General features: G+C 42.0%; 13 protein-coding genes. 4 read left to right on the plus strand and 9 right to left on the minus strand.

What is annotated here, in order from left to right:
• Nucleotides 1–70: 70 nt before the first annotated feature.
• Nucleotides 71–346 carry an HlyU family transcriptional regulator gene (locus VME0621_RS01340; protein ID WP_062461592.1) on the minus strand — a complete coding sequence of 92 codons (276 nt, stop codon included), beginning with the start codon at nucleotides 344–346 and terminating at the stop codon, nucleotides 71–73.
• 293 nt (nucleotides 347–639) lie between these two features.
• Here VME0621_RS01340 and VME0621_RS01345 point away from each other — a divergent pair, with 293 nt between their 5' ends.
• Nucleotides 640–1,878 carry a GGDEF domain-containing protein gene (locus VME0621_RS01345; RefSeq protein ID WP_038226851.1) on the plus strand — a complete coding sequence of 413 codons (1,239 nt, stop codon included), beginning with the start codon at nucleotides 640–642 and terminating at the stop codon, nucleotides 1,876–1,878.
• Nucleotides 1,879–1,893: 15 nt separating this feature from the next.
• Here VME0621_RS01345 and VME0621_RS01350 read toward each other — a convergent pair whose 3' ends face one another.
• Complete coding sequence (locus VME0621_RS01350) at nucleotides 1,894–2,823, minus strand: Solitary outer membrane autotransporter beta-barrel domain (protein ID WP_062461555.1); 930 nt, start codon at nucleotides 2,821–2,823, stop codon at nucleotides 1,894–1,896.
• A 177-nt stretch (nucleotides 2,824–3,000) separates the two neighbouring features.
• On the minus strand, nucleotides 3,001–3,963 hold the full coding sequence (locus VME0621_RS01355; RefSeq protein WP_096443838.1) for a GGDEF domain-containing protein: 963 nt from the start codon (nucleotides 3,961–3,963) through the stop codon (nucleotides 3,001–3,003).
• A 234-nt stretch (nucleotides 3,964–4,197) separates the two neighbouring features.
• Between VME0621_RS01355 and VME0621_RS01360 the strand changes: the two genes are divergently transcribed.
• Nucleotides 4,198–4,635: a DUF3069 domain-containing protein gene (locus tag VME0621_RS01360; RefSeq protein WP_038226845.1), complete on the plus strand. Its 438-nt coding sequence runs from the start codon at nucleotides 4,198–4,200 to the stop codon at nucleotides 4,633–4,635.
• Nucleotides 4,636–4,678: 43 nt separating this feature from the next.
• Here VME0621_RS01360 and modC read toward each other — a convergent pair whose 3' ends face one another.
• From modC to VME0621_RS01380, 4 genes are read right to left on the minus strand one after another with little or no spacing between them, the layout of a single operon-like run.
• Nucleotides 4,679–5,791 carry a molybdenum ABC transporter ATP-binding protein ModC gene (modC, locus tag VME0621_RS01365; RefSeq protein WP_062461561.1) on the minus strand — a complete coding sequence of 371 codons (1,113 nt, stop codon included), beginning with the start codon at nucleotides 5,789–5,791 and terminating at the stop codon, nucleotides 4,679–4,681.
• Nucleotides 5,788–6,480, minus strand: a complete 693-nt coding sequence (modB, locus tag VME0621_RS01370) for a molybdate ABC transporter permease subunit (RefSeq protein WP_038226841.1) — start codon at nucleotides 6,478–6,480, stop codon at nucleotides 5,788–5,790. Before modB ends, modC begins: the two co-directional genes overlap by 4 nt.
• A 2-nt stretch (nucleotides 6,481–6,482) precedes the next feature.
• The gene (gene modA / locus VME0621_RS01375; RefSeq protein ID WP_038226838.1) at nucleotides 6,483–7,241 is read right to left on the minus strand and encodes a molybdate ABC transporter substrate-binding protein; all 759 of its coding nucleotides are present in this window, start codon (nucleotides 7,239–7,241) and stop codon (nucleotides 6,483–6,485) included.
• Nucleotides 7,241–8,710, minus strand: coding sequence for a cobyric acid synthase (locus VME0621_RS01380; protein WP_062461564.1), 1,470 nt, complete (start codon nucleotides 8,708–8,710; stop codon nucleotides 7,241–7,243). The genes modA and VME0621_RS01380 overlap by 1 nt, the downstream gene beginning before the upstream one ends.
• A gap of 179 nt (nucleotides 8,711–8,889) precedes the next feature.
• Between VME0621_RS01380 and VME0621_RS01385 the strand changes: the two genes are divergently transcribed.
• On the plus strand, nucleotides 8,890–9,267 hold the full coding sequence (locus VME0621_RS01385) for a YgiW/YdeI family stress tolerance OB fold protein (protein WP_062461566.1): 378 nt from the start codon (nucleotides 8,890–8,892) through the stop codon (nucleotides 9,265–9,267).
• 112 nt (nucleotides 9,268–9,379) lie between these two features.
• Nucleotides 9,380–9,916, plus strand: a complete 537-nt coding sequence (locus VME0621_RS01390) for a hypothetical protein (protein ID WP_038226829.1) — start codon at nucleotides 9,380–9,382, stop codon at nucleotides 9,914–9,916.
• A 54-nt stretch (nucleotides 9,917–9,970) separates the two neighbouring features.
• Here VME0621_RS01390 and VME0621_RS01395 read toward each other — a convergent pair whose 3' ends face one another.
• Nucleotides 9,971–10,681: an ATP-dependent zinc protease family protein gene (locus VME0621_RS01395; protein WP_062461569.1), complete on the minus strand. Its 711-nt coding sequence runs from the start codon at nucleotides 10,679–10,681 to the stop codon at nucleotides 9,971–9,973.
• A 51-nt stretch (nucleotides 10,682–10,732) separates the two neighbouring features.
• The gene (locus VME0621_RS01400) at nucleotides 10,733–11,917 is read right to left on the minus strand and encodes an amino acid aminotransferase (RefSeq protein ID WP_062461595.1); all 1,185 of its coding nucleotides are present in this window, start codon (nucleotides 11,915–11,917) and stop codon (nucleotides 10,733–10,735) included.
• Between the last annotated feature and the right edge of the window lie 76 nt (nucleotides 11,918–11,993).

Here is an 11,993-nt window from a genome sequence, read left to right on the forward strand (position 1 = left end):
CAACTAATACTGGTCTTGCCAGAATAAATCTTCATCAATCGACATCAGTATATTGGTGGCTGGGTTGACGTTAGAAAATACTGTCTCCCATTTGGTCGATGAACATTTGTGCTTTTTTCAACATCAGCTCATTCGCATCAGACTCAGACCCAACCACATCAGAGCGAATAAAACGATGCTCTTTTGTTTCATCACCTAATTGCTTCGTAATTCTGCCAGCAACCCTGTATTGACCACCTTCAGCCAATGCTTCTTGGTAGATCAAAAAGCCTTTGTACTCTACTGGCTCAACGATTTTTGGCTCGGCAGCCTTAGCGCCACCAAATAACTTAGAGAAGAATCCCACTTTTTTTCCTCTTTCTATATGGATTGATTCATGTTGTAGGGTTTGGAGCGCTTGGTCAACCATTAGCGTATGGAAAGTGAATCTTGTTTACAGTTTGCGTTGCTTCTGCCTTCGCCTGTATAGGCGTTAGGTTTTATAAACTCATTAAATTATTGAAGCGATTTTTATTAAGTTTGAGAAAATGGTGTGAGTTTTGAGTCTCCCATTAACAAATCACTTGGCAAAACATCAAATTACCGTATCCTAAGATGTTGAACTATAATCTACTGCCAAGTCTCTGAGTCATATCGTTAATGTCGACCTCTTTTGCTAGCTCAAATCTGTTCCGGCTATTTATTCCCCTTATCATGATTGCGGGTATACTCGTAGGCTTAAATCATATCATTGCAGCAACTCAAGCCAACTCAGGCTTTGTGACAAACTTGCCCTACATTTTGTTTGGTACTGCTTTCGCACTGAGTCACAGCTTTAAGCAATCGCGCATTGCTATGGTGGCGCTTTCTATGTTGTTGGCATACGGCGTCATTCAATTTAGATTACAAACTCCGTTATCAACTGGTACAACTCTTTTAGAACTCTCCTTGTTAAGCCTTCTACTGCCTGTTGCTTGCTGTCTTGCGTTTTTATTTCCAGACACTGGGGTGTTAAGCAAGGGAATGTACCTTTTCTCTGCGATTGTTATGAGCTTTTTACTGTGGAGCTATTTGATATTGAGCCACTTCGCTACTGGTGGCTTTAACCATTTTGACAGTGATCTACTCTTAGCGATCCCCGAAATCTCGCGTTTACCTTTGGTTTTAGTTTTGTATAGCCTAGCTATAACTGGAGCAACGGGTATTTTCTTATTAAATTACAATCGCCCAATAGATGCTGTTGTGTATACCAGTATTTTGCTTGCGAGCAGCACATTCATTTTCTTTCATGTCCCGCATATGTCTAGCACCCTATTTTCTTTAGCGGGTGTTTTAGTCATTATTTATGTTATTTCTGCCAGTCATCAAATGGCATTCAATGATCGACTCACGAATATTCCTGGTCGTCGCGCTTTAGAAATGGATATGAAACATTTGGGCAGGAAGTTTACTGTTGCTATGTTAGATGTTGATCATTTTAAGAAATTTAATGATACCTATGGTCACGATACCGGTGACGATGTACTAAAGCTGGTTGCTTCACGAATGTTATCTGTTGGCGGTAACGCACGAGTCTATCGATATGGCGGCGAAGAATTTACAATTCTGTTTAAGGGTAAAACAGCCAAGGACAGTAAAGTCTATCTTGATGAACTTAGAGAGAAGATAGCCGATTATGAAATGGTAATTAGAAATAACGCCGAACGCCCAAATGACAACAAAAAAGGCGCAAAACAACGTAACGCGAATAGCAAAGGTTCAACAGTCAGCATCACTGTAAGTATTGGTGCAGCAGATAGCAAAGCAACAAGAAAGCCAGAAGAAGTTTTAAAGAAAGCCGATAAAGCGTTGTACAGCGCCAAAGAAAAAGGGCGAAACCAAGTTCAGTGCGCCCGTTGATGCTATCTTAGTGAACTAATCTTGGTTGAAAAACAGCACAATGCTACCGCCTTTCAGATCACTCCCATAGTTAATACTTAGCCCTATCCCAATATTATCAACAAACTCAATTTTAAACGGAGGCGTCATTAGCCAGCCAACCGTTCCTTCGTAGTAATGAGGGGATCCAAGCATACCGACTGTATCTCCGCCAATATCCACTCGCCTAAGACTTGTGTAGATAGTCTGAACTGAACGCCCCCAATCAGTTACGTCATAAAACAATTTCGCTTCATTTGACCAATACCAACCTTCAGGCGTTCCGACATCCCCATCATTTGCCTTTCCCCAACCTACCCCTGAGAAATAGTTGAAGGTTGAATTAAACTTCACTTCCCCCCAAGGTTTGTATTTGTGGTAGTTGAAGCCGACTTTAGGCTGTAGACTCGCCGCCCACGCAGACGTATTGACCACTTTGCCATCTAGGAACGGTTGAAATAGTTTTGAATAAGAGGATTGAAAATCATAGTCACTGTGAAGGTATTGAAGGTGTGCACCTATACCTGTCTCAAATGTCCAGTGTTTAGAGAACTGTATTTCTTGTTCATAGCCCGTAAAAGCTCCCAAAACATATTTGGTATGATTGTCTGGTGCATCTAGGATTTGGTCTTCAATTCTAAGCGCTGAAAACCTAAGTGTTAACCTCTGTTGGAAACTATCATCATCATTTAACGCAAAGGTAAGTGGCAATGCTGAAACGGCAATATTCTTACGTCGATCAAGTGCTTCTTGAGATCCTATTTCGTCGTTATCAATATTGAGCACTGAGCTTGGATCAAAGTCTTTGAACCCTAATGTTAGAGCATCACTGTCTGTGAGAATGATAGCTGCTGCAAAATCTTCTTCAAACAAGTCACGAAATTCAGGCTCAGCCACACTTTGGGAAGATAAAGTTGTCAAACACATCAAAGAAACGAAACGAGCCTTGGACACAGATTTTTACCGAGTGAAGAAATATATTAATAATAGCCCCACAATGAATATTTGTGGGTAACAGTTTGTAATTTAGGAATTTATCTACAGAACTAAATAAAAAAACTCCTCAATAATTGAGGAGTTCATAACGTGCATATTACGCTAGACTCAAGACGTTGTACTAATGATATCGCCTTCAATTTGGGAAACATACCTGTTTCTACCGGTTCGTTTTGCTTGATAAAGCAATTTGTCAGCACTTTCATACAGCTCGTTAATTGTCTCTGTACCCGTAGGAACCAAACTAAACACTCCAAGTGACAACGTAACTCTGTCCGTTGTATTGGAAAACTGATGCGGTATGTTTAATTGAGAAATCCCTTCCCTAACCCTAGCCGCATTCTCTTTCGCTTCATGAATGTCACATTTGCTGAGTACAATAACAAATTCTTCACCGCCATATCGGCCGACATACTCGCCACTGCGAATAAACATCACATCGAGAAACTGAGCTATATTGATTAAACACTGGTCACCTTCGGTATGACCATAATTATCATTGAACGCCTTAAAGTGATCGACGTCCATCAAAATAACCGAGAGCGGTATTTGATGACGACCGTGCCATTGAATAAGCTCAGTGAGTTTTTCATCCATATAACGACGGTTAAATAGTTTAGTCAGTCCATCTTCATTTGCTTGGTGTTGCAACGCCCTATTAGCCTCTTCTAGTTGCGCACTTGCTTGCTTCAGTTCGCGACGCATATCCGCTATACGTTGCATGGCGACTAGTTTAGATTGCAAGACTATCTTATTAACTGGTTTAACCAAGTAGTCATCACCCCCCGCTCTTATAGCCTTTGCAATCATTTCAGGTTCATCATGACTGCTCAGAAAAATAATGGGAATCCAGTCTGCTTGATAGCGTTCTCTTATCTCCGCAGCCACCTGAAAGCCGTCCATTTCCGGCATTGAGATATCAAGGAGAACAAGTTCTGGATCAAATGATGGGTATAAGGCTAGCGCCTCTCTTCCGCTCGCGGCAACTTCTACTACATGGCCAAGTTGTTTCAGTCGAATTTGAAGCTGCATCCGTTCTAGTTGCGCATCATCTACGAGAAGAATTCTCATTGAAGAATCCATGGGTGTCATAAGCCTTCCTGTAATTGCATGCCAACCCTAATGAGTCAGATATAACACATATTAGGACAATATTCATCCAGTCCCACTTTAATCGAGGTTTTAACGTATTGATAAGGTTGATTTGTCCAATATCGGGAGGATTTTTGCCGAGACTTCGATTATTATTGACTTTTACATTGCTTCTCCTAGGATAAGCGCAATTTTACACACTGAGATAGTAGTATGTCTGAGACACAAAATAACGAAGCAACCAAAGTTGACCTAGAATTGGTATCCCCAGAATTACGTCAAGTCATCGCGTTTGATGACGTGCCTGAAGAATTGCATAACATGGTGGTCTCTATTCACGAGGTGACTGAAGAAGCGGTGCGTGAAGCTTGGGACACATTACCTGCCAGTGCACAGAATATCCTTGATAACTTTGAGCAGTTCCATGCTTTGATCTCAGTTAGCCAAGCATTCGCGGGCGTAAGCACAATGGAAGAGTTCACAACTATGGACTTCCCTGCTGATATGACTGACGAAGAGAAAGAAGACTATCGAGCTCAACTGCTTGATAAAGTTTTAAGCAATTGTATTCGTGATATGGTTAAGCAGATTAAGAAAGCGCGTCGTGATGCTATTCTGAAGCGCGATTTCAAAGAAGTATTTGAGAAATAAAACACCATGTTCTCATTTAAAGGTCGCTTGTTAGCGACCTTTTCTATATTTGCGGCTCAATCGCCACGTCTTTCTGAGAAACACTGACGCCCTTTATTTGAGCATATACTTTCTGGCCTACTTCTAGTGCCAGGTCATCAATCGCCCATTGAGTGACTGTTGCTATCAATTTTTGTTGATTCGTCAGTGAGAGAATGACTTCCACGCTCTGTCTTGACGTACCTTTACCTCCCAGGTGAATAGCTCCCACTGTACAAGATAAAATATTACGGATAGACGTTTTATTTGGCCGTTCTAGCGCGATGGATACATCACTAGCTCTAACTCTTAATCGAACATGTTCACCAATCACACCTTCTGTATGTTGAACCCACAAATAATGCTGTTCTGTTAACGCTACTTTCGTCAGCCCGTAATAATTATTTTGTTCAAGGATCTCTCCCTTAAACAAGGAGCTTCTATCTGAAAATGATTGCCACGACTGCATAATCGATGAACTCCAAACGTTTTCGATGGTATCACTCTCCACAACTTTGCCATCTTCGATGACTACTAGATGCTGAGCAAGACGAAGAATTTCATTCAAACTATGAGTGACATAAAGGATTGGAATATCAATAGAGTGCGATAGTTTCTCTAAAAACGGCATTAGTTCACGTTTGCGAGAAATATCCAATGACGCTAATGGCTCATCCATTAGTAAAATTTGTGGTTTACTTAGGAGTGCTCTTCCGATTGCAACACGCTGTTTCTCTCCCCCTGACAGGCTACTTGGATAACGATTTAGCAAATCCCCAATAGCCAAAAGTCCAACAATTTCATTAAAATACTCCGAGTCGCCATCTGTGACGCCGTAACGCAAATTACGATTAACAGTCATATGGGGAAACAATCTTGCATCTTGGAACACGTAACCCACTTGTCTCCTTTCAATCGGAACATCAAGCTTTAGGGTTGAGTCGAACAAAATGCGGTCTTCGACTTTAATCAAGCCAGAGTCCGGCGTCAAAAGCCCGCTGACCAAATTAATCAACGTCGTTTTACCAGCGCCGGAGCGTCCAAATATGGCAGTGATCCCCTTCGATGGTAATTGTGTTTTTAAGTGAAAGCTTCTATCAGAGAAGTTCTTTTTTACGTCGAGACTTATTCTATTCATTTCGCTACACCTAATCGCTTACTCATCCAACGATTTAGTCCTTCTGCAAAATAGAGGGATGCTAGAGAAATAACAATCGAGATAATACATAGCCTCATAGCTGCATCTTCCGCACCTGGGGTCTCTAAGAAGTTGTACATAGCGAGTGGAATGGTTTGTGTTTCCCCAGGGATATTTGACACAAAACTTATTGTTGCGCCGAACTCCCCCAAACTTCGAGCAAATGAGAGCATAGTCCCACTGATTACTCCTGGAATGACGAGAGGCAAAGTGATGGTAAAGAAAACCTTGATTTGCGAAGCACCAAGGGTACGTGCAGCTTGCTCAAGTTTTTGATCGACGCTGTCCATTGAGAGGCGAATAGAGCGAACCATAAGGGGAAGAGATACAATAATGCAAGCCACGACGGCTCCTCTCCAACTAAAGCTGAAACTGATGCCTGTAAGATCATAAATGAATTTTCCAATGAACCCTTGTCTGCCCATAGAAATCAGTAATAAATAACCAATAACCACGGGAGGAAGTACCAGAGGAAGATGAATCAAGCTATCGAGAATGCTTTTGCCGTAAAACTCTTTCTTACTTAAGATCCACGCTAAAAAAACTCCTATCGGAATAAGCCAGACTATAGCTACACCAGCCACTTTGAGGCTTAACTGTAATGCTTGGATTTCGTAGTCTGTTAACATACTTAGTGGTTACCACCCAATGGCGAAAATCCGTATTTGGCCAAGATTTTTTGGCCTGGCTGAGACTTAATAAACTCTACAAATTCTTGGGTCTCGTGGCGTGAATTCAATTTAACTAGTGGGTAAATAATAGGATCGTGGGTCGTATCAGGAAAAGCGCCAATTACCTCAACAGAATCGCTTGCCATCGCATCAGTTTTATAGACGATCCCTAATGGAGCCTCATTTCTCTCAACCAAAGCTAATACTTGTCTAACATTATTAACTGGTGCTAAATGAGAACGTACAGACGCCCAGACATTTAAAGATTCGAGCGATTGTTTGGCATAGATACCGGCCGGTACAGAGGATACTGTCCCTATAGCCAAGCGCTCACCATTTAACCATTCCTCCCAACTCTTCGCAGAATCGAACACAAACGCACTTTTATGTGTTACGGCGTTGTTTTTGATTAACACCAGTCGATTTTGTGCAATATTGGATACATTTTCTGTTTCGACTGTCCCTTTCTTTATTAAATAGTCCACCCATTTAACGTTAGCAGAAATGAACAGATCCGCTGGAGCGCCCTGGTAAATCTGACGTGCTATAGAAGAAGAACCACCATAAACCTTTACTACATCAACATTTGATTGCTGATTAAACTCATTGGCTAATTCATCAACGGCATTCGTCATAGAAGACGCAGCGTATATATTAAGCGTTGCCGCTAACGTCACTGGTGACAGTGTAACTAAAAATGAAATTAATAACTTTTTCATCAGTTTGTGAAACCCAAGTCTGGCCAGAGTTGGCGAAGGTCTAGGTGGTTTTCGAGAGCATCCGCTATCGTATCCAGCGCTTGTTCCTTTTCATCGTTAATCGAATAACTAGAAACAGACTCTCCGTTTACCCAGCGCACCAATAAAGATACAAATTCGGAAGAGTCCAGTATGCCATGAAGGTAGGTCCCAATTACTTGATTATCCTCACTAATTGCACCATCTTTCGTGCCAACACTGAGTTCAATTAGTGCCTGACTTAAAACTGTGCTTTGTCCCGCATGTATTTCATAACCAGAAACAGTAACCCTTGTACCTTCAAGAGATAACACACCACTGACATTGGTCAGCTGTTTCTCTGGGAGTAGTTCAGTGTCGACATCAAGTAAGGCTAAACCGTCACTAGTTCCGACTTTTCCTTCGATACCGAGTGAATCGGTAATGTGCTTGCCTAATATTTGAAATCCACCACAGATTCCCATCACCTTTCCGCCAAATCGTAGATGTCGATAGATATCCTTATCCCACCCCTGCTCTCTCAGATAGTTAAGGTCATCTCTAACAGATTTCGTACCCGGAAGAATAATCAAATCAGCATTATCGATTCGCTCTCCCTTACCAACGTATCGAAAGTCTATATCAGGATGCAACCGGAGCGCGTCAAAATCGGTGTGATTACTAATACGAGTGAGTATGGGAACCACGACGCTTAGTTTAGTTGTTTCGGCGGTCACATACTCCGCAGTGATGGCGTCTTCTGCTTCGATATTAAGTCCGTGTATAAAAGGGATTACGCCAATTACAGGCTTCCCTGTTTTTTGTTCTAACCATTCAAGCCCTGGCTCTAGCAATGAAATGTCGCCCCGAAAGCGGTTAATAACAAAACCAACGACTCGATTCTGTTCGCTCTCAGATAGCAATGCTAATGTGCCGTACAAATGAGCGAATACTCCCCCCCGGTCGATGTCCGCAACAATAATTACAGGTACATCGGCCTCTTCAGCAAAACCCATATTGGCAATATCGTTTTGTCGAAGATTAATCTCTGCAGGGCTTCCAGCTCCTTCGATCATGATGACATCGAAGTGATCGGCTAGTTTAGAAAAAGAGTCTAGAACATAAGGCATGGCCACTTTTTTGTAGTCATGGAACCCTACTGCATCCATATTGGCAAATGCTTTGCCTTGAATAATGATTTGAGCACCAGTATCAGAGTTGGGTTTAATCAGAACCGGGTTCATATCCACCGTCGCATCAACTCCAGCAGCCTGCGCTTGAACAGCCTGCGCCCGACCTATTTCACCGCCATCCTTCGTAACGGCACTGTTCAACGCCATATTTTGTGGCTTGAATGGGGCAACATTGAACCCTTTCCGCGCGAGTACCCGGCATAATCCTGCCACCAAGACGCTTTTTCCTGCGTCTGAAGTTGTTCCTTGAACCATTAGAGCTTGTGAAGTGCGACGCATATATTCTCAAATTGCTATGAAGTCTTTGGTAAGTTTACCTTTTTTACTCCTTAGACCCAACCGACAGCCTAAAAAACCTCAGTGAATGGAATATGAATGCCGCACTCAGCAATGGTTAAGCTTAACTGCGCTTTAATAACAACCGACAACTAAAGAGGCACTCTAAAAGGAACCAAGTTATGAAAAAAACGGTATTGACTCTAGCAGCAGCATTAATTCTTACTCCGACTCTTGTGCTAGCAAAAGATGATGGACATCATGATTCTAAGGCGCCTAGCGTAGTATATACAGGGCCTGTTGAAACAATCTCGGTAACTGAGTTATTAACCGATACCAGTATGTTAACTGAGAAAAACGTTATTGTTGATGGCTATTTAGTTCGTCAAGTTCGAGACGATAAGTTTATCTTCAGTGATGGTGAAGCTGAAATTCAGGTAGATATGGACGATGCACGATTAACAACTCCGATTAATAATGAAACTCAAGTAAGAATTTTCGGAGAGTACGAAGGTGGAAATACGCCAGAAATTGAGGTTGACCACATTCAAATAATGTAAAGAAAAGTTCGACTTAGTCAAAAATGGTCTGTATTTTGCAGACCATTTTTCTATATACTGGACAAACTCATTTTTAGAGACTATGTCGACATCAATTTATCACGGAGTTCTCATGCTAGGTAAAGCAAGCCGTACTGCGCTATTAACATTAGCAGTCGCCGCCCCTTCGTTGGTTTACGCTAACAACTTTAACTACAATGCTTTTCAAATTCGTTTAGGCGCAGATCCTGGCACTATGGGAGCAGAATTTACGACGTACTTTACCGAAAATACACACTTTATAGTGCGAGGTGATAGTCGGTTTGATGGTGATTGGGATGTCGCTGGCGGTATTGGTTTTAACGGTCCAGCAGGACAATTTGCCGACGTGTACGGCCAGTTACTAGTGCACAACATCAAACAAAAAAACCACGACACTTGGGATACAGACTTTGCATCTGAGTTCAATATTGGCTCACGTATCTGGTTCCTTCAAAATGTAGAAGGAGACGCACGAATTGGTATGCTTAACGGCAATGACGACACCAAGTTTATATGGAAAGTTGGCGCTAGATTTCACTCTACCGACGCTCTGTCAATAGGCGCAGCCTTATTTGACAACGGCACCTACGGAAACCAAGTAGAAATGTCTGTTGCATTTAACTTCTAAATAAAAAAATGGCTTTCCGATTGGAAAGCCATTTTTTATTACTCTTTACTTGGATTATTTACCGCTTGGCTTAGGTTGGACGTATTTACGGCTCACATCTACAAGAGCGACATCTCTAAAGAAACTGCGACCTAACAACACTGGGTATTTAAGATGCGTGCGGTCAGCCAAAGTAAACTCAGTCTTGCTAGTCATATCACCAATCTTAATGACGGATACAATAACTGGGCGTTTATCACTCTCTTCTGAACTTGACTGTTTTACTTTTACCCAACGCTCAACTGGCATACTCATCTCTTTAGATTCTACACCACTATGTTTTACCTTGAACTTAACCCACTCTTTACCATCACGCTCAAACGGAACGATATCGACAGCACTCAGTGACGATGTAGTTGCTCCTGTGTCAATTCGTGCTTTAGTCGTAACTTTCATATCAACTAAACGAACATACTCTTGCTCACCTAGTATCAATTTACCTTCTTCATTTTTCACTGGTGCAGGTTTAGCAACTGGCTTTTCTGGCTTAGCTTCTGGTTTCTCTGCGGGTTTTGTCTCTTTCTCTGGTTGTGCTTTCTGAGTATCACTTTCTTTTTTTGTGATCTCAGTTTCCGTTGCACTTTTTTCTGTTTCTGATTTTGCAGCTTCAGTGTCTTGCTTAGGCTGTTCAACTTGTGGTGGAGTCACTGGCTCAGTTGGTGTAGTAGAGCAAGCTACCAAGCCACCACTTAACATCAGTGGTAAAATCACTTTCCACGGTTTCATTCATTCACCTTTATTCATTCTATTTCTGTGACGCGCATAAATGCTCATCGATTATTGACTGACAGCAATCAGCGCATTGGCTACATAAGGTAATTGAGACTCTGATAAGCCAGCGATGTTAATTCGCCCATCGTCTACACCGTAAATAGCAAAGTCGTTACGCAAACGCTGCATTTGCTCTGGTGTAAATCCTAGCACAGTAAACATGCCTTTGTGAGACATGATAAAGTCAAATTGATCAGATGAATGAGTATTTTTCAATTCTTTACAAAGGCCATCACGCAACGCAACCAGTCGTTGTTGCATTTCAGTCAGTTCCGTTGACCACATGTTGGTTAAATACTCATCGGCCAAGATGGTTTTAACCAATGCTGCACCATGATCCGGTGGCATTGTGTACGTCGCTCGAGCTAATGTAAGTAGTTTACCTTTCGCGTTCGCAGCCTCAGTCGCATTTTTACCAATGACGATCGCCGCTCCAGTACGTTCACGATATAGCCCGAAGTTCTTAGAACATGACGTAGTAAGGAGCATTTCTTCAACATTTTCAGCCATATGTCGAAGACCATATGCATCTTGCTCTAACCCGTCACCGAAGCCTTGATAAGCGACGTCAACAAATGGTACAAAGCCATTTTTCACGCTTAGCTCTGTGATGGTTTTCCAATCTTCTAGCGATATATCCGCGCCAGTTGGATTGTGACAACATCCATGAAGCAATACGACATCGCCTTGCCCTGCTTGAGCAATATCAGATAGCATTAAATCACGGTCAACCTGTTTAGTTGCAGGGTCGAAGTAGCGATAATACTTAACCTGCAGGCCCGCTGCTTCCATTACTGGTTTATGATTTACATAGCTTGGGTTCGAAAGCCAAACCGTTGTCCCTGGCTGAGCGACATTGAGTAAATCTCCCAACATGCGCAAACCACCACTCGCGCCCGGAGTTTGAATGACGGACATGCGATCATAAATAGGTGTTTCACCAAACACAACTTTGGCAATACTTTGGTTAAACTCTTCACACCCAGCAAGACCAACATAAGCTTTAGTCTGTTGTTCAGTAGTGACAATGCGCTGAGCTTCAGCAATGGCTTTCATTATTGGAGTTTGCCCGTCACTGTTACGATAAACACCAATGCCTAAATCAACTTTGTCGGCACGCTCATCATTTCTAAAAGCAACGGATAAGGAAAGAATAGGATCGAGCACTGGCTCGGGTAATTGAGAGAACATGAAAGTCACAACCCTTTGAAATTCAAGTAGTGGCATCACGTTAGCATTAGATTAAAAATATTGAAATAGTTTTGTT

Source organism: Vibrio mediterranei (assembly GCF_900088415.1).
GTDB lineage: Bacteria > Pseudomonadota > Gammaproteobacteria > Enterobacterales > Vibrionaceae > Vibrio > Vibrio mediterranei.

Bases quoted from the DNA above. Each gene is read 5' to 3' on its own strand.
- modC (WP_062461561.1), bottom strand. From the start codon at position 5,791: ATGAATAGAATAAGTCTCGACGTAAAAAAGAACTTCTCTGATAGAAGC.
- VME0621_RS01380 (WP_062461564.1), bottom strand. From the start codon at position 8,710: ATGCGTCGCACTTCACAAGCTCTAATGGTTCAAGGAACAACTTCAGAC.
- VME0621_RS01400 (WP_062461595.1), bottom strand. From the start codon at position 11,917: ATGTTCTCTCAATTACCCGAGCCAGTGCTCGATCCTATTCTTTCCTTA.
- VME0621_RS01390 (WP_038226829.1), top strand. From the start codon at position 9,380: ATGCTAGGTAAAGCAAGCCGTACTGCGCTATTAACATTAGCAGTCGCC.
- modB (WP_038226841.1), bottom strand. From the start codon at position 6,480: ATGTTAACAGACTACGAAATCCAAGCATTACAGTTAAGCCTCAAAGTG.
- VME0621_RS01360 (WP_038226845.1), top strand. From the start codon at position 4,198: ATGTCTGAGACACAAAATAACGAAGCAACCAAAGTTGACCTAGAATTG.
- VME0621_RS01395 (WP_062461569.1), bottom strand. From the start codon at position 10,681: ATGAAACCGTGGAAAGTGATTTTACCACTGATGTTAAGTGGTGGCTTG.
- VME0621_RS01345 (WP_038226851.1), top strand. From the start codon at position 640: ATGTCGACCTCTTTTGCTAGCTCAAATCTGTTCCGGCTATTTATTCCC.
- VME0621_RS01355 (WP_096443838.1), bottom strand. From the start codon at position 3,963: ATGAGAATTCTTCTCGTAGATGATGCGCAACTAGAACGGATGCAGCTT.
- VME0621_RS01385 (WP_062461566.1), top strand. From the start codon at position 8,890: ATGAAAAAAACGGTATTGACTCTAGCAGCAGCATTAATTCTTACTCCG.
- modA (WP_038226838.1), bottom strand. From the start codon at position 7,241: ATGAAAAAGTTATTAATTTCATTTTTAGTTACACTGTCACCAGTGACG.
- VME0621_RS01350 (WP_062461555.1), bottom strand. From the start codon at position 2,823: ATGTGTTTGACAACTTTATCTTCCCAAAGTGTGGCTGAGCCTGAATTT.